Here is a 17,111-nt window from a genome sequence, read left to right on the forward strand (position 1 = left end):
ACAATAATGTCTTTTTCAAATATAGCGCCCTTATTAGAATGATTTCTGTTGCCTAATACCTTTTTATGAACTTTTTTTGCTTGCATATATTTATTTAATTTGCTATTATAACTGACGAACGTTCGTTAAATTATGAGGTGATATTATTGAAAAGTAATGAAATTAAGGAAGCCGCTCTAAAATTTTTCACGATTCATGGTTATGAAGGAGCGTCCCTTTCTCTAATAGCTGAAGAAGTGGGCATGAAAAAGCAATCCATTTACGCCCATTTTAAAGGCAAGGATGATCTTTTTCTGCAAGTTTTACGTGATGCGAAAGAGACGGAGCTATCTTCGAAACTCCAATATTTCAGTAAAGTCGATTCAAAAAATCCTGAAAAAGATTTATACGGATTCCTGCAATTGGTCATCGATCTTTTCCAAAAAAATGAGCATATAAAGTTTTGGCTGCGTATGTCCTTTTTTCCGCCTGCGCATCTAGAAAAAGAAATCGGGCAGGAAGTCATAGATATCGAGGAAAAGGTGCAGGCAATTCTGGAATGTAAATTCCAGGATTGGATCAATGCCAAATTAATCGTCGAAGATGCAGCCATAACTCCGACCTATGCTTTCTTGGGAGTAGTGGATTCCATTTTGCTTGAGCTTGTATACGGCAATGATGAGAAACGGCTGAAGGATAAATTGGCAGCCTCTTGGAAAGTGTTTTGGAGAGGTATTTCACAAGAATGATTCACAAAGAAAGTGGTGTTAACACATGAATAAACCAATTAAAGAACAAAAGGCGGTATTAATTATTCTTCTAAGCAATATATTCATTGCTTTTCTGGGAATTGGACTCATCATCCCCGTTATGCCGTCATTTATGAATATCATGCATTTATCAGGAAGTACGATGGGCTATCTGGTTGCCGTATTTGCGGTATCACAGCTTGTTATGTCACCATTCGCAGGTCGTTGGGTTGACCGTTACGGCAGAAAGAAAATCATCATCATCGGCTTATTCTTTTTTGGTGTTTCAGAACTTATCTTCGGTGTAGGGACAAACGTATCGGTATTTTATTTATCAAGGATCCTAGGGGGAATCAGTGCCGCCTTTATCATGCCAGGTGTTACTGCATATGTTGCAGATATTACATCCGTCCAGGAAAGACCAAAAGCAATGGGCTATATTTCAGCTGCCATTAGCTTAGGTTTTATAATAGGTCCCGGTATCGGTGGCTTTATTGCAGAATATGGTATACGATTGCCCTTCTTCCTTGCGGCGGCCATTGCTTTTGTAGCTTGCCTTTCATCAATATTCATTTTAAAAGAGCCGCTTTCAAAGGAACAGCTTGCAAAAGTTTCTGCCAGTACAAAGCAAACAAACTTTATTGGCGATTTAAAAAGATCACTTGATCCGCTTTACTTTATTGCGTTCATCATCGTATTTGTACTCGCTTTTGGTTTATCAGCCTATGAAACTGTGTTTAGCCTATTTTCTGATCATAAATTCGGCTTCACACCGAAGGATATTGCAATTATCATTACAATAAGCTCTATTTTCGGAGTTGTTGTGCAAGTATTTATGTTTGGAAAACTGGTGGATATTCTCGGCGAAAAGAAGCTTATCCAATTATGTTTAATCGTCGGTGCCATTTTTGCGGTAGCGTCCACTATGATTTCTAGCTTTTTGGCAGTTCTAGTGGTAACTTGCTTCATCTTCCTTGCATTTGACCTGCTTCGTCCGGCATTGACGACATTTTTATCAAAAGCTGCCGGGAAAGAACAAGGATTCGTTGCTGGAATGAACTCCACCTATACGAGCTTAGGGAATATCGCAGGGCCATCTATTGGAGGATTGCTGTTTGACGTAAACATCCACTACCCTTATCTTTTTGCTGCTGTCATTATCGTCATTGGCCTAGGCATTACAGTCATTTGGAAAGAAAACCGATTGACAGAAAGCTTAGCGAAATATTAATGTCCCGGATTGTAATTCCTTAATTTTTCAAAGTACCCTTTCTTTTCGAGCTGGAAAACTCTCAAACTTGAAAAGTGATATTCTACTAAAAAACCCCTTGTCCATATTGGCAAGGGGTTTAACTTATCCAGATAAGTTATTTTTGCTATCATTATTTAAGAGTGGGATTCTGTTTTTCATTGCTGATGATATACGCTCCAAATTAATCCTGCATTTATATCGACCTGCACGGTAGACAGATCTGACAACCCCAAGGGGTCGATTGGTATCTAGGATAATTCTTCGTTCTATCAGCAATATAGGGGAACCTTCGGCTACCTCGAGCATTTCCGCCTCTTTTTTTTGAGCAATGGCGGCTTCAATTACCTGTCTGCCATGCTCGATTTGTAAGCCAAAGTTTTTTTCAACATAGTCATGAATGGAACTCACGGCTATTTCTTCCGTTAGATCCGGGGCAAGATTTTTTGAGATGTATAGCCTTTCATATGCCATCGGCAACTGATCAGCAAGCCTCACACGTTCCAGTTCGAAAATAGAAGTTCCTTCTTCAACCTCAAGCTTTGCAGCAAGTTCATGATCAGCATTGACCTCTGTAAAACTGATGACTCCTGTACTTGGTTTAAGTCCTCTTGAAATCATAACCTCCGAAAAGTTTGTTAATCCTTGCAAGGGTTGCTCCAATTTTTGTTGGGCAACGAATGTTCCTTTTCCGCGCTGCCTGTATAAATAACCGCCATTTACGAGGTTAGAAATGGCCTGTCTCACCGTCATCCTGCTTATTCCATATTTTTCAGTGTATTCTTTTTCTGAAGAAATCATCTCTCCTGGCACCAATTCAAGACTTTGAATCGCTCCTTTAATCTCCTCTTCAAGTTGATGATAAATGGGACTCGAGGAATTCTTTTGGATCATTTAGCCTACATCTTCCTTTCATTGTGATGTAAATTTCACAAGGCATCCTGTTCGGAATCATCTCAAGCTAAAATTCCGTTCGTTGACCCTATCCATGCTAATAAACACGATAAGATAAGACTCACATTTAAGTATCCAAATTCCTTTTTGTGAATTTCAATACCGATTCCCTTGAACGTTCAATTTCATTTTTATTTTCATCATAGAATTTTGAAACGTACGCATAGAAAATAATGCTGACCGTTAGAAATTGTGCAAAAAGCGAACTTGTTGCAGCACTTCGGAATTTTGCCTCCGGTGCACGTACATGATTTAGGGACATATCAACTTTTTTAGTTAGCCCATTGTTCCCCAATCGTGATAAACCAATTGTTTTAATTCCATATGCTTTAGCAATATCAACGAGTTCCAGAACTTCTTCAGTTTCGCCACTATTGGAAATACAGAAAAAAACCGTATTCTTTGATGATGCAGCGAGTGCAGTGGCCGTAATATGCGGGTCTTGATTAGCACTTACAATCTTTCCTAACCGTAACCATTTCTGTGTAATATCTTCAGCAACAAGCCATGACGCCCCTAATCCATAGACATAAATTACATCCGCACTCCTCATGGTTTCAATGATATTGTCAAGAACGGTCTCATCCAAATAATGTGCCGTTTCTTGTATAGCTTGGACAGAGTTGGACACTATTTTATTTTTAATGGACGCTATTGTTTCATTAGGCTGAATGTCATGGAAACCTTTTTTCTCCGGTTGGGAAATCAGTGATGATAGGGATACCTTCAGTTCTGAAAAACTGTTAACCTTTATAGAATGACAGAATCTCGTTACTGCAGAACTGCTAGCATTGGCATGTTCAGCTAATTCATGTATCGTCATTCTAATAATATCTTGTGGATTTTCTAAGATATATTGGGCAATTTTCCTTTCTGAATTAGGCAACTGGTTCAATAAACTTTCAATTCTCAATAAAATATTTTCAACGTGCATATGGTTTACTCTCCTTGATCTTTACTTACTTTAACTGCTTCATTGCTATGTAGTAACAACCCAAGGTAGCTGATACCTCATCCAAAACAAATTTCACATTTGGTTTTTCAAGTTTAATATGATTGATGAAAGAGCTTTGCACCAATGGTATATTTGTCAATATGCTACCTTTTATTGCAATTGTAACATTCTCACTTAACTTTAACTTCTTGATAACCTCAAGCGTTTGTTTTGAAAGGTGGTACCCGGCCTGATTCAACACATTTTGCGAGAAACCATCGCCCTTCTCCGCATGTTGGACAATTAGGGGAACAAACGCGGCAATCTCGGATTTCGTGGCTGAATAAATGAATTTCTTCAGTTCCATTACACTATGAAGCCCAAGTTTTTTAAGTATTGTCTCAGTTAAATGGCTATATTCATATCCCTCATCCTCTTCTTTCGTCATTTTTATAAAAGCCTGCATGGCAATCCAATAGCCACTTCCTTCATCCCCAAGAATGTGTCCCCAGCCACCAGCCGATTTCTCGATACCTTTATGGATGCCGATACTTACAGATCCAGTTCCGGATATCGTCAAAATGCCATCATTTCCTTTTAGTAAAGCAGCATGAGCGATAATTCCATCATTTACGATCGTGATCGGGGCATTAAATGCCCTGCTTAATGCACGTTTTATGCCCTGCGGATTTTCAACTCCTCCATACCCTGCTAAACCTAAGCAAATGTAACGGCAGCTTCCCTTATCAATAGGTGTTATGCATTGTTCAATTGCCTGTATAATGTTAGCGATCGCTTGTTTTTCATTTATTAGCAGGTTACCATACCCCGCTTTGCCTTCACTTATTTTATTTCCCTCTAAATCATAGGCCACTGCTTCAGTTTTGGTGCCACCGCCGTCAACACCGATAATATAATTCATATCATTCTCCTATTCAGTAAAAAAAGGGAAGGAATCTCACCTTTCCTTCCCTGAAGATTCTCAATTAACATTGAATTGGAATTTACCCCATGGTTCCAAATAATCGAGGAGAAAAATTTCCTCTTCCGCTATTCGGCCAACTACATTTGTTTTCCCCGAATTCTTCATTTCCTTCAATGCAATCTGCAATTCCCCTTTATATTGTCCATAGAGCTCATTTTCAATTAAAATATCACCGCGTCTAATGTCAGGCGTATATGTTGGTTTAAATTCTTCGCCCTTATATTTCACGCGTGATTGAGTCGAGCGAATAAGATAATCGGAAACATCACCACGGTAAAAATGGAATTCTTCCAATACTATTTTTTTCTCTAAAGCTGTTATGGTTTCGTGAAGGTTAACATTAAATGTTAACAGACCGCTATTTAACAGGCTAAGCTGCTTCAATTCATCTTCGGATGCGTAGGCATTTGCAATAATTACATCATCAATCAATCCTGTCGCATACAAGTGTTTTGCTTGTGTTGTAATGGGCAATTCCCGGTGCATTTCTAATGTACATAAACCTTCCATTATAGGCCAAGGTCCGTACGTTGCTGCATGTGAGCTTATGAAAGCTGCCGTGCGGATATTATGCTTTTTGAATGACTCACAGCATTTTATAAAATGAGGATAGCTCAATCCTGCATAGCGATGAGGATAGAAGTTATGCGATCCGACTAAATTCTCTATATTTGGTTTGTAATCGATAATATTTTCTAAATATTTTGTTGCATTGCTCATATTTATTTCAATTTTGAGACCATATGGATTATGTGTCATAATCGACTCTTCGTTACCTGTAAAGCCCATGTCCAGTCTGATCCCATACGCACCTAATTCTGCAAAAAACGATAAGTCATTATAAGAAATGCCTAGCGAACCGAATACTCGGGGAGCAATATCGACCATCACTTCCATATTCAATTGATTGGCATAACGAATAGTTTCTTTAAATTCTTTTAAAATCTTCTCTTTGTCACCTTCGACAGATAGCAAGCAAGTAAAGATCTTTTTGAATCCATATTTGTGTGCAAGTGCAATGTATTCCATGTCTTTTTCAACGGTTGAATGCTCTGGATAGATAGAAATACCGAGTTTACCCATTATTTAATCACCTCTTTACTGTTGTGGAGCTAGCTTTTTTACAATGCGAATCATATGTTCAATTAGCTTTTGTTCACTCATTGCCGTCATCAAGTGATCCTGAGCATGAATCATTAGTAGAGTTTTCTCACTTGGAACTCCATTCAATTCTGCTTGAATCAGTTTGGTTTGTGTTTTATGGGCCAAGTTCAATTCTTCCTGACCTTGTTTAATTAGATCCTCTGCCTTTTCAAAATTGAATTCTTCCGCTTCTTTCAGTGCGTCGAATGCTAAACTTCTCGCATTTCCACTATGTGATATTATTTCAAAAATCTCCATTTCGTTATTGTTCATTTCAATTGACATATCATTACACTCCTATTTTTTGTTAGATTTTGAAGGTTCATGGATTCCTGTAATCCATATTTACTGTTTAAAACACCATTCACTTGATGTTCGGTACAGCATTTTCACTGAAGAATCGTGGTAAGTATTCTTGATGCGCTTTTAAAAGTTTTTGTAAAACCATTTCCGCCAGGTCATCACTTGGAATAAGCGGGTTAATCGTTAAAGCTAATAACGCTTTATCATAAGAACCTGTAACGGCTGCCTCAGCACCAATTCTTTCAAATGATTTGATTTGTTGAATTAAGCCAAGCACTTGTATGGGTAATTTACCCATAGACAAAGGAATTGGTCCATTTTTGGTGACGATACAGCTTACTTCGACTGCTGAATCATAATCTATATCAGTAAGCGATCCTTTGTTTTGTACATTTAGCACTTGAATGTCTTTTTTATCATTATAAATGGAAGAAATGACGTTACACGCTGCATCGCTATAGTAAGCTCCACCGCGTTGCTCTAATTGTGGAGGCTTGCTGTCAAGGGTTTCATCCTTGTATAGGTCAAACAAACCTTCTTCTAATTTTTTCACAACTTCTGCTCGAGTTTCCCCAGATTTGAATGCTTCCAACTCTTCTTTTAAAATCGTTTTTGTTTTGTAATAATAACGATGGTACGGGCAAGGCACCACTCCTAAAGATTTCAAAAATCTTCTGTTCCAAGCCAATGGGGCAATATTCTTCATCGTTAGTTGAATTTCAGGATTGCCAAGCATTTCAAGCACTTTATCTGTGACTTCTTGATCATCAACGAACACATGCATCCCGAATACCATATGGTTTAACCCGGCGAAATCTATGTGCACTCTCTTCATATCAACACCAAGCATGTTAGAAATAGACATATGCATATTAAATGGAACATTGCATACCCCAATGACTTTTTTATGCTTGCTGTAGCGGAGAAGGGCTTCCGTTACCATCCCAGCTGGATTTGTGAAATTAATTAACCAAGCATCAGGGCAGAGCTCCTGCATTTCTTCTGCAATTTCCAGAAGAATGGGGATAGTTCGTAATGCTTTGGACAATCCTCCTGCACCATTTGTTTCTTGACCAATTAAGCCTAATTCCAATGGGATCCGCTCGTCCTTGATTCGTGCATCAAGTAAACCCACTCTCATTTGCGTTGTGACAAAATCAGCATTTTGCAAGGCTTGACGGCGGTCTAACGTTAGATGTATTTCCATTGGAAGTCCTGCTTTTTCAACCATACGTTTTGCTAATGTTCCTACAATCTCCAGTTTTTCTTTTCCTGCCTCAATATCCAATAACCACAGTTCTCTAATAGGCAACTCATCATATCGTTTAATAAAACCTTCTATTAATTCTGGTGTATAACTGGAGCCTCCACCAATTGTGGCAATCTTTAACCCGTTTTTCATTTCCATTCCCCTAACACCTCATTGTAAGCTAATCTGAATTCTTCATTTATTTATAGATGATTGCATAACAAACCAGTGCGCTTACCGCTAATAAAGACAAGAATAATAGTGCTGCTTGTTTCTTGTTTTTAAACTTACCTTCAACAAAACAAACAACCATCGTCAATCCTGCGCTTATGGCAAAGGTATTTCCCAAGTATAGTGATAATTGTTTATTTATCTCAAAGGCATCCATTAATCTGTTAAAGATAAAATTAAAAACAAGAATGAAGCTAAAAAATAGAAAGGCACTTTTGTAACTAAAAAAGTGGATTCTGGAAGTTGAATTCATATCCTTTCCCCCCCTCTCAATTCATAAAAGGAGTTTGGAGCATTTAGTCCCAAACTCCCTTTTAGGTATTCCTTATAAAGCGATATTCTTATTATCCGTTGTTTCTACCATGTTTTCCTGCGCTAAAAGCTTTTTATCGTACATCTTAAAGAATGGCAGATAAATAATAACGGAAATGGTTAAATTCACCATCACTAGAACAATGGCTCTCCAATCACCGCCTGTTGAAAGGTAGGCACCTATTGGAGCGGGCAATGTCCAGGGAACCATTACATATGTCGGGTTCACCAGTCCGATGGACGTTGCTATATATGCAAGTGTTGCACCAATTAGCGGCGTAATGATAAATGGAATAATCAGTACCGGGTTTAGTACAATTGGCATCCCGAAGATGACAGGTTCATTGATGTTAAAAATGCTTGGCACAATTGTTGCTTTCCCCATTGCTTTACTATAGGTGGACTTTGCCGTTAAGAGCATGGCTATTACTAAACCCAATGTTGCACCAGACCCACCAATCCAAATAAACCATTGGAAGAATGTTTCAGGAGCGATGTGGGGAATTGCCTTTCCAGCTGCAACCGCTGCAGAGTTATTCCCCAAATATACTTCCCATACCGGGCGAGCTACGGCACCTACGACTGATACGCCATGAATACCAAATGACCAAAAGAATGTAATCAAAAATACTGGAATTAATACACCTGGCAATGTATCGCCTGCACTGATGAGTGGTGCAACCGCTTTATCGACAAGTGAATGTAAATCAACAGCAAAAACGACTGTAATTAAAGTCATAACAAGCAGTACAATTGAAACTGGTATTAATGCTTCGAATGAACGGGCCACTGAAGTTGGAACAGAATCAGGCATTTTAATTGTGATATTCTTTGTCTTACAAAGACGTAAAATTTCGACAGCAAAAATGGATACAATCATTCCTACAAAAAGCCCATGGCCTCCGAGATTTGTCATTGGCAAAACAAACCCCACATCATCCATCATCTTTACACCAATTGTGAACAAGAAGGCTGCTAATGATAGTAAACCTCCAGATAGTGGATCAAGTTTATAGCTTTGAGATAAACTGTAGCCTATACCAAAAGTAATATATAGCGTCATGATAAACATCGTTAATCGATATGGTATTAAAATTTCAGCGATATGTTTTGCAGACCATTCACCTAATGCAGTATCTGCTGCAACGGGCGGAAATGCAATGATCAAGAATAAACTGCCAAAGATGATGAAAGGTAACGCAGAAACCACACCATCCCGAATCGCGCGTAAATGTTTTTGCTCAGACAATTTAGCCATAGGTGTTGAAAGATTATTTTCTAAAAAAGCTACAAACTTGTCCATTCGTGTTTTCCCCTTTTACGTTTAGTGAAAAGAAATAGTAATTAGTTTATTATTTTGCTAGTTCCGTTACCAGTTTTAGTAGTTTAGGTCCGCCAAGAGGACTGTAAGCTTGGGCTGGAATGGCTTCACATGGGACGCCCGCTTCATCCGCCGATGCCTTAAAGCCATCGAAACGATGTTTGACTTGCGGAGCTACCATTGCAACATCCCAGCCATTTCGTACTTCTGCATCAAATTCTTGAGTGCCGACTGCCAATACTTCTATGGTTACACCCTGTTTTTCCCCTTCCTTTTTTAAAGCGCTTACAACGATTGCACTAGACATTCCACCTGAGCATACGAATAATACTTTCATTCTTTTTTCCTCCAATTTTTTTATTTTTTTTATAAAAAGCGTTAAATCGTTTTTCTTATGAATCCTTGTGCTTTCACTAAACGATTTGAGGCTTCTTCATATGAAACATTCGTTAAAATCATGACAATTGCAATTTTAGGCTGGGCATGTGCCTTTTCTAAAAATTCATCTGCAATTTCATAGCTACAGTCAGTAGCATCCATGATAATACGTTTTGCGCGTTCAACCAGCTTTTCATTAGTTAACTGTAAATCTACCATTAAATTACCATAAACTTTACCAACTCCGACCATTGAGGCGGTGGAAAGCATGTTGCATACTAACTTTTGCGATGTTCCAGCTTTTAAACGTGTAGAACCCGTCAGGACTTCAGGCCCGTTTACAACTTCAATCGCAACTTTTGCAATCTTACCTATCTCAGAACCTTTGTTACAGCTTATCGACACAGTTCCTGCACCAACTTGATTGGCATATTCCAATCCAGCAATAACATATGGAGTGCGTCCACTAGCTGCAATGCCCACTACTACGTCCCTGTTTGTTAATTCGATTTTCTTCAAATCTTCAGGACCTAATTCAAAACTGTCTTCAGCACCTTCAACTGCCTTAATGAAAGCCTTTTCCCCACCGGCTATAAGACCCACTACTTCACTAGGATCGGTATTGAATGTCGGGGGACATTCTACTGCATCCAATAAGCCGATGCGCCCGCTTGTTCCTGCACCCATATAAATTAATCTGCCGTTTTTTTTCATGGCTTCGCCGATCATCTCCACGGCTTTAGAAATTTGCGGAAGTTCTTTTTTTACACAATGGGCAACTTTACTGTCTTCTTCGTTCATTACCTCTAAAAATTCAAGTGTTCCCATTTCATCCAAACTCATGGTCTTTTCATTACGACGCTCTGTCGTTAAATGCTCTAGCATACATATCATCCTTTTTTATGTCAGTGGTGAAAGTGGTGAAACTTTTTTAGCTATAGAGAATATATCACTATTAAAAATTAATTTCAATATTGTGTATACATTTTTAAAAATTAATTTTAAAATAAACGGTAGATAGCTAAATGGTTGTTATCTTTCTATTAAAAATTAGAAATGATTGACTAGCCATTTTATGATCCAAACCTTCGATTCTTTGTATTGTTTAAATCTTATCTCACTATTCATATGTGACAAATTCATATATTCATTATTTGTTAACGCTTACAAATAATTAAATATAAATATTATAATGAAATGAGGTTGTACTATTGATGAATGAAAGAATTACAAAGACAAGATTTGGTTCACTGGCGCTAGCCGCTTTGGTGGGAGGATCACTTCTCCTTCCATCCGATTTGATTGCACATGCAGAAACGGGGACTATCCCTCAGCAAACTACTTATGTAAAACAGGAACTGCGCGCAACTTGGATTGCAACTGTATTAAATATTGACTGGCCGTCCAAACCAGGTTTATCCATATCAGCACAGAAAGCAGAATTCATAAAATATTTGGATGAACAAAAAGCAATGGGGATGAATGCTGTCGTTATGCAAATTAAACCAACTGCAGATGCTTTTTACCCTTCTGAATACGGTCTTTGGTCAAAATATTTAACAGGAGTCCAAGGAAAGGATCCTGGGTATAACCCTCTTGCATTCATGGTAGAGGCAGCACATGATCGTAATATGGAATTTCATGCGTGGTTTAATCCATATCGCATTACTATGCCTTTAGGTAAGACAGCTGAATTATCGGATATTGATAATCTTCCAGAATCTCATCCTGCTAGAAAGCACCCTGATTGGGTCATACCATATGGACAACAGTTGTACTTTGACCCAGGCATTCCTGGCGTACAACGGTTTGTGATCGATGGAATAATGGAAGTTGTTAAAAATTATGATATTGATGCAGTCCATATGGACGATTATTTCTATCCTTACAAAATTGCAGGAGTACCTTTCCCAGATGAAATTTCCTATCAAAAATATGGAGCAGATAGATTTACAAATGTGGAAGATTGGCGAAGGGATAATGTAAATAACCTTGTTAAGAATATAAATGAAGAAATCAAGGCAGAAAAATCATATGTGAAGTTTGGTATAAGTCCATTTGGAGTTTGGCGTAACAAAGCAGTTGATCCCACAGGATCTGACACTGCCGCTGGACAAACGAATTACGATGATTTATATGCGGATACCAGAACGTGGATCAATAATGGATACATTGATTATATTGCCCCTCAATTATATTGGAATATAGGATTGCCAGTAGCTGACTATGCCAAACTTCTTGATTGGTGGACAAAAGAAGTCGAAGGTAAAAATGTTCAACTCTATATTGGACAAGGAGACTATAAAATTAATACAGAGTCCAATGGTGTCCAAAACTGGTTCAATCCTGAAGAAATGCCAAACCAGTTAAAACTGAATCGAACATATAAGGAATTTGATGGAAGCATGCATTTCAGTGCCAAAGATTTACGGAAAAACCCCCTTGGGATAGCGGATCGCTTAAGCGAGGATATTTATAAGCATCCCGCATTGGTTCCTGCCATGCCTTGGATTGATGATCATGCCCCAAAGGCTCCAAAGGTGAGCAAGGCAACACAAGCAGGAGATGGAATACAAGCAGGAGATGGAATACAATTTGAAATTCACGATCACAAGCAATCAGATGCATCCTATTATGCCATTTATCGTTTTGATGGAAAGAAAAAAGGAAACATAGAAGACTCAACGAACTTACTTGCCACAGTGCATAAAGAAAATAAACGTCAATTGTTTATTGACGGCAGTGTAGAAAAAGGAAAGACTTACACATATGTTGTGACTGCCTTAGACCGAACCCACAATGAAAGTAAACAAACTAAACAGATTAATATAAAAGTAAAATAATCTTCAAGAAATAGCTTTACGGTTCAAGTGGCGTATGTCAGTGAACAATGGACGTAAGGTATATATTAAACAATATATTAAACAATATATTAGAAATGGTCTTATCTTAGTATCATATACTGTTCATGCTAAATCAGGATTATAAAAGAATCGAAGTAGGTGGAATGACGATGTACATAGTTGGATTAATGTCCGGAACTTCACTGGATGGAATTGATGCCGTACTTGTTCGGGTGAATAATAGTGGACTCGAGACTGAAATGGAAATGATTGAGTTCATGACATGCCCTTTCCCAAAAGATATTGAAAAAGAAATTATGCAGTCTTTATCTGCAGACACATCCCATGTTCAATTAATATGCAGTTTGAATTTTAAATTAGGAAAATTATTTGCCAATGCGGTAAAGGAAGTTTGTCATAAAGCTGGATTTCCCATTAATAAACTGGATCTTATTGGATCCCATGGACAAACCATTTACCACCAGCCTTTAAAGGACCAAAATTATATACCCTCCACTTTGCAAATTGGGGAAGCCGCAGTAATTGCTCACAATACAAACACACTTGTAATCTCTAATTTTCGTACGATGGACATGGCAGCTGGTGGACAAGGAGCTCCTCTTGTTCCTTTTACCGAATACATTCTTTATAGAAGTGAAGGGAAGGGAAGATTACTTCAAAACATTGGGGGCATTGGAAATGTAACCGTCTTACCCAAGCAAGCATCTCTTGATGACATGTATGCTTTTGATACAGGGCCTGGAAATATGATCATTGATGAAGTATGCCGCCAATTGTTCAATATAAGCTATGACGAAGGTGGTAACATAGCTAAACAAGGAAAAATCAATGACGAACTTTTATCTTATTGCATCAGTCATCCTTTTATTATGAGCCCTCCACCAAAATCAACTGGCAGGGAATTGTTTGGCAAGGAATATGTAGTAAAACTATTAAAGATGTTTGAATCACTTCCAAGTCAAGATATTTTAGCAACAGTAACGATGTTTACAGCAAAGTCCATTGTGGAGAACTATCGAAATTTCATCTTTCCAAAAACCAATATTGAAGAAGTGGTTATTGGCGGCGGTGGAAGCTATAACAAAACGTTATTAAATATGATTCAATCACTGCTTGGAAATTCTATTCAAGTCTTGACTCAAGAAGATTTGGGATACTCTTCCGAAGCGAAAGAAGCGGTGGCCTTTGCATTACTTGCGAATGAGACTTTCCATGGTAATACAAGTAACGTTCCCAAGGCTACCGGTGCTGACTTCGATGTCATCCTTGGAAACATGACCTTCCCTCCTTTACATCGAATTAGTAAGTAAACATAAGATAAAATATGTTGAATAAAAGCCTCCCTTCCCCCTTTGATTTCTTAGGGGGTTTTTTCATTTGACCCGTCATAAATTCACTTTAATGCATCCACCCAGTATGATAGCGATGTCCCCCTTACATAACCGTAAACGTACCACCCACTTGGAGTATTTATTCTGAAGCAGCTATTTGAAGAAAATAACGTCATATTTGGATTTCCATTGAAGGAACGTATGCTTTTTAACCATTGGAAAAGAGCAGGAGGCACATCGATATTTGATGTGCCTCCTGCTCTTTTTTTGCCTGAAGAATCATGGCGGACTCTTCTATTTTATTTACTTACCAAGCTGCATGGATACATACTTCACTTCCAAATATTCATCTATGCCGTAGTGTCCCCCTTCCCTGCCTAAACCACTTTCCTTCATGCCTCCAAATGGTGCTTGGGCAGTGGATGGGGCACTGTCATTAATACCGACAATCCCATATTCAAGACTATCCGAATAGGCAACTGCCTTATTTAATGACTCGGTATACACATATGCTGCCAAGCCAAAGTTCGTGTTATTGGCACGATTGATCGCTTCTTGATCGGTTTTGAATGTACTGACTGGCGCAATTGGCCCAAACGTTTCTTCCAGCATGCACAGCATATCATCCGTCACATTGGAAAGTATGGCTGGTGCGATAAAATATCCTTGTTTTTCATCGACTTTTGAGGTTTTATGGATGATAGCCCCTTTACTTGCAGCATCCTCTAATTGAAGCTGAACTTTTTTTACTGCGGCACCATCTATCAATGGACCAAGATCGGTTCCTTCCATTCCATTTCCAACCTTCAAAGTTAAAACGGCTTTTTCGAAAGCTTTTAAAAACGGCTGTTCAATTGTCTCATGGACATATATTCGGTTCGCACAAATACATGTTTGTCCAGCATTCCTGAATTTCGATTGAATCAAACCATTTACTGCTTCTTCGATATTCGCATCCTCAGCAATGATGAACGGAGCCAATCCACCGAGTTCAAGCGAGACTTTTTTTACTGTTTCTGCCGCCTTTTTCATTAGATGTTTTCCTACAGGAGTGGAGCCAGTAAATGTGATCTTTTTAACACGTGAATCATTCATCCACACGTCCGACACATCTCCCGGTTTTTGTGTTGTCACAATATTTATCACACCGGCCGGAATGCCTGCTTCCTGGGCACTTTCAACTAATAGCAAAGCGGTCAAAGGCGTTTGTTCCGCTGGTTTGATGACCACGGTACATCCTGCAGCAAGGGCTGGTGCCACTTTCCTCGTGATCATGGCAGCAGGAAAGTTCCACGGGGTAATGGCAGCGACGACACCGACTGCCTGCTTTTGCACTAAAATACGCTTTGAAGCAACAGAGGCTGGAATGATTTCCCCATAGTTACGCTTTGCCTCTTCAGCAAACCATTTCACGAAACTTGAAGCATATTTCATTTCACCTTTTGCTTCGGCCAATGGCTTTCCTTGTTCCAGTGTCATGATCGTTGCGATTTCATCCAGCCTGTTCTCAATGATCGTGTACCACTTCTCAAGTAATTCCGCCCTATGATATGCACTGGTTTTCGACCAAGTCAGAAAAGCAGCTTGAGCCGCATCCACAGCAGCCTTTGCCTCTTTTTCGTTAGCGTCCGGAACATAACCCACAGGCTCTAATGTTGCTGGATTTTCCACTACAAAATGACGCTCTGTATGAACAGGTTCGCCGTTTATATAAATTGGCCATTTTTCCACTACTTTTTTCATCCTGCTTTAATCTCCTCTTCTTCTGCATGATCTGTAAAAGTCTTATCATTCTCACCTTTGAAAAAGTCCTTGCCATATAGAAGGACACATAATAGAATTCCCGCTGCAAACGCCATTCCAGCACCTTTTATAACAAGGATGGCAGCGACGACCCCTGCAATTCCCAGGTCGCGTTGGCTCTTCGCCTGCATCACACCGACGCGTACGCTAACATATCCTTGAACCAAAAGCGTTAGGGCCAAGGCCACACCGAGAATTGGTTCAACCAAGCTGACTACCGGCAATAAGAATAACCCTGTATTCGTACCCCAACGGAACGAGCCAGCACCGCCAAAGAAAGAATTCATGGCTTTCTTGCCATTCTTGAACCGTTCTACAATCACGACCTGCATGGCTGCCCACAACGGACCGCACATTGTTATATCAGGTCCGATAAAACTCATGATCACATTTCGGCCGCCAAAAATTAAATGAGCTCTGTTTGGATTATAGTCCACTTTTTCATCTTCCCTGACCTCATCGGATTCAGAAAGCAACGCTTTTGTTTTCAGCACATCCCCGAATACAACTAAATAAGTGGCAAAAACAGCTGGAATCGCACTTAAAAAGAAGGTCAAGGCAGGGAAACCTAAACCGAACACAGTATAGTCCGACCAAAGCGTAGCAAAGTCCGGACTGCTGAATCCCCATTGAATATCAGGCCATTTTGCTTCACCAAAAATAGGGGCTACAAAGACCGCAAGCAAGATTGCTGGCAATATCCCTAAATTGCCTATGAATACCCAAACTTTATTTCGCATTTTTAACTTTCCGAATTTTTTCGAAAAAAGTAAGTAAAAGGCAAATCCGATACAAATGCTTATTGTATAAGGAAATAAATCAAACTTTCCACCCACTTCGAAAATGGATACGACAGCACCTATTCCTGCCCCTAAAATGATGCCTGATTTAATTGCATTCGGCACTAATCGTACGACCTTACTGGCAAGTCCGGTCATTCCAAGCACTATCGATAAAATACCTAATGTTAATTGAAATGCAACAAGTGCATAGACCCGATCAGGTCCTTCCGGAAATTGCCCGACGAACAATACAAGCAATGGAACCGCAGGTGTAATCCAACCTGGTATTACTGGGTCCCCGAGTAAATGATGTGCTAAATACAATAATCCATTCAAGACAACGACGGCTAGAGCTACATCAAAAGGCATCCCAAGATGGTCTGCAAGCAGTGTAATCGCTCCAAGGTCAACTGCACACATCAATAACCCTTGAACATAGTCAGGCCACTCAAATCGATAATGGACAAATGGAAGTCTAATTTTAAAAGGTCCCGCAGGTATATATGATGTCTCATCTCCGTAGCGACGGTTTTTCCATTTCATA

General features: G+C 39.1%; 16 protein-coding genes. 4 read left to right on the forward strand and 12 right to left on the reverse strand.

Translation table 11 applies throughout. The annotated features are described in order from the left end of the window. Nucleotides 1-146 precede the first annotated feature (146 nt). Both J7J00_RS06440 and J7J00_RS06445 read left to right on the forward strand, forming a co-directional pair. The gene (locus J7J00_RS06440; RefSeq protein WP_098370652.1) at nt 147-728 is read left to right on the forward strand and encodes a TetR/AcrR family transcriptional regulator; all 582 of its coding nucleotides are present in this window, start codon (nt 147-149) and stop codon (nt 726-728) included. Nucleotides 729-753: 25 nt separating this feature from the next. Further along, the gene (locus tag J7J00_RS06445) at nt 754-1,959 is read left to right on the forward strand and encodes an MFS transporter (protein WP_214788985.1); all 1,206 of its coding nucleotides are present in this window, start codon (nt 754-756) and stop codon (nt 1,957-1,959) included. Nucleotides 1,960-2,082: 123 nt separating this feature from the next. Here J7J00_RS06445 and J7J00_RS06450 read toward each other — a convergent pair whose 3' ends face one another. The 10 genes from J7J00_RS06450 to murQ form a co-directional block, all read right to left on the reverse strand. Next, entirely contained in the window at nt 2,083-2,871 is a 789-nt protein-coding gene (locus tag J7J00_RS06450) for a GntR family transcriptional regulator (RefSeq protein ID WP_214788988.1), read from the reverse strand. Nucleotides 2,872-2,998: 127 nt separating this feature from the next. Next, a complete protein-coding gene (locus J7J00_RS06455; protein ID WP_214788991.1) occupies nt 2,999-3,865 on the reverse strand; it encodes a MurR/RpiR family transcriptional regulator in 867 nt (288 codons plus the stop codon). Between the two features lie 25 nt (nt 3,866-3,890). Then, nucleotides 3,891-4,787, reverse strand: a complete 897-nt coding sequence (locus tag J7J00_RS06460) for an N-acetylglucosamine kinase (RefSeq protein ID WP_214788994.1) — start codon at nt 4,785-4,787, stop codon at nt 3,891-3,893. A 60-nt stretch (nt 4,788-4,847) separates the two neighbouring features. After that, complete coding sequence (locus tag J7J00_RS06465) at nt 4,848-5,933, reverse strand: DUF871 domain-containing protein (RefSeq protein WP_214788997.1); 1,086 nt, start codon at nt 5,931-5,933, stop codon at nt 4,848-4,850. Between the two features lie 15 nt (nt 5,934-5,948). Then, complete coding sequence (locus J7J00_RS06470; protein ID WP_214789000.1) at nt 5,949-6,278, reverse strand: PTS lactose/cellobiose transporter subunit IIA; 330 nt, start codon at nt 6,276-6,278, stop codon at nt 5,949-5,951. 79 nt (nt 6,279-6,357) lie between these two features. Further along, the gene (locus J7J00_RS06475) at nt 6,358-7,704 is read right to left on the reverse strand and encodes a 6-phospho-beta-glucosidase (RefSeq protein ID WP_286201212.1); all 1,347 of its coding nucleotides are present in this window, start codon (nt 7,702-7,704) and stop codon (nt 6,358-6,360) included. Nucleotides 7,705-7,744: 40 nt separating this feature from the next. After that, nucleotides 7,745-8,029: a hypothetical protein gene (locus J7J00_RS06480; RefSeq protein WP_214789006.1), complete on the reverse strand. Its 285-nt coding sequence runs from the start codon at nt 8,027-8,029 to the stop codon at nt 7,745-7,747. Between the two features lie 72 nt (nt 8,030-8,101). Further along, the gene (locus J7J00_RS06485; RefSeq protein ID WP_098370661.1) at nt 8,102-9,391 is read right to left on the reverse strand and encodes a PTS sugar transporter subunit IIC; all 1,290 of its coding nucleotides are present in this window, start codon (nt 9,389-9,391) and stop codon (nt 8,102-8,104) included. A gap of 49 nt (nt 9,392-9,440) precedes the next feature. Continuing rightward, a complete protein-coding gene (locus tag J7J00_RS06490) occupies nt 9,441-9,746 on the reverse strand; it encodes a PTS sugar transporter subunit IIB (protein ID WP_061463755.1) in 306 nt (101 codons plus the stop codon). Between the two features lie 41 nt (nt 9,747-9,787). Beyond that, a complete protein-coding gene (murQ, locus tag J7J00_RS06495) occupies nt 9,788-10,672 on the reverse strand; it encodes an N-acetylmuramic acid 6-phosphate etherase (protein WP_214789010.1) in 885 nt (294 codons plus the stop codon). Nucleotides 10,673-11,001: 329 nt separating this feature from the next. Between murQ and J7J00_RS06500 the strand changes: the two genes are divergently transcribed. Together J7J00_RS06500 and anmK are read left to right on the forward strand one after the other, a co-directional pair. Then, the gene (locus J7J00_RS06500) at nt 11,002-12,630 is read left to right on the forward strand and encodes a glycoside hydrolase family 10-like protein (RefSeq protein WP_214789013.1); all 1,629 of its coding nucleotides are present in this window, start codon (nt 11,002-11,004) and stop codon (nt 12,628-12,630) included. Between the two features lie 170 nt (nt 12,631-12,800). After that, complete coding sequence (gene anmK, locus J7J00_RS06505) at nt 12,801-13,961, forward strand: anhydro-N-acetylmuramic acid kinase AnmK (protein ID WP_214789016.1); 1,161 nt, start codon at nt 12,801-12,803, stop codon at nt 13,959-13,961. A 324-nt stretch (nt 13,962-14,285) separates the two neighbouring features. Here the strand turns inward: anmK and J7J00_RS06510 are convergent, their stop codons facing one another. Both J7J00_RS06510 and J7J00_RS06515 read right to left on the reverse strand, forming a co-directional pair. Then, complete coding sequence (locus J7J00_RS06510; protein ID WP_214789019.1) at nt 14,286-15,725, reverse strand: NAD-dependent succinate-semialdehyde dehydrogenase; 1,440 nt, start codon at nt 15,723-15,725, stop codon at nt 14,286-14,288. Continuing rightward, complete coding sequence (locus J7J00_RS06515; protein ID WP_214789021.1) at nt 15,722-17,110, reverse strand: DUF3360 domain-containing protein; 1,389 nt, start codon at nt 17,108-17,110, stop codon at nt 15,722-15,724. Before J7J00_RS06515 ends, J7J00_RS06510 begins: the two co-directional genes overlap by 4 nt. Nucleotide 17,111 lies beyond the last annotated feature (1 nt).

The organism is Bacillus sp. ISL-4 (assembly GCF_018613275.1).
GTDB lineage: Bacteria > Bacillota > Bacilli > Bacillales > DSM-1321 > Peribacillus > Peribacillus simplex_E.